Origin of the sequence: Massilia luteola (assembly GCF_034420155.1) — a bacterium.
Taxonomy (GTDB): Bacteria; Pseudomonadota; Gammaproteobacteria; order Burkholderiales; family Burkholderiaceae_D; genus Telluria; species Telluria luteola.
In genome coordinates this window covers 1-700 of sequence record NZ_JAXOFN010000077.1, presented here as the reverse complement: position 1 = coordinate 700, position 700 = coordinate 1, and the positions used below count along the sequence as shown (strand labels likewise).

2 tRNA genes and 2 rRNA genes are annotated in these 700 nt (G+C 50.3%); all 4 read left to right on the top strand.

The window, feature by feature from the left end:
• A 16S ribosomal RNA gene (locus U9J41_RS29275) occupies nt 1-88 on the top strand; the annotation flags it as partial.
• 83 nt (nt 89-171) lie between these two features.
• Nucleotides 172-248, top strand: a tRNA-Ile gene (locus U9J41_RS29270).
• A gap of 25 nt (nt 249-273) precedes the next feature.
• A tRNA-Ala gene (locus U9J41_RS29265) sits at nt 274-349 on the top strand.
• A gap of 242 nt (nt 350-591) precedes the next feature.
• Nucleotides 592-700, top strand: a 23S ribosomal RNA gene (locus U9J41_RS29260); the annotation flags it as partial.

Sequence of the window (700 nt, the reverse complement as noted above, 5' to 3'; positions counted from 1 at the left end):
GAGGGCGCTTACCACGGTAGGATTCGTGACTGGGGTGAAGTCGTAACAAGGTAGCCGTATCGGAAGGTGCGGCTGGATCACCTCCTTTCTAGAGTGGCACTGCGAGCGAGAGCTCGGTCATCAAGCGTCCACGCTTATCGGCTGTTATAAAGTTAAACGAGAAGAGTTTTCGGGGCTGTAGCTCAGCTGGTTAGAGCACCGTGTTGATAACGCGGGGGTCGTTGGTTCGAGTCCAACCAGCCCTACCAGGCATCACGCGGTTCGTAATTCCCTGGGGGATTAGCTCAGCTGGGAGAGCACCTGCTTTGCAAGCAGGGGGTCGTCGGTTCGATCCCGTCATCCTCCACCAACTCTTGTTCACTGCATTTATCCAAGCCCAGCGAAGCTGGGTTTCGATAAGTGTAGTTCTCGTTCTTTAACAATCTGGAAGAAGTAAAGTTTTCTTTAAGCGTTCAACGCATCGAAAGATGTATTGAACACTTAGGGTAGAAAATCTGTATGTATCAACAAACAAAGTAAGCTGAATCCTTGTTGCTATGACGCTACCTTCTCGTCTTTCCTTCGGAAAGACTACAGGGGCCAACGTTATAGGGACAAGTGAATAAGTGCACATGGTGGATGCCTTGGCGATTACAGGCGATGAAGGACGTAGTAGCTTGCGATAAGCTGCGGGGAGTGAGCAAACACACTTTGATCCGCA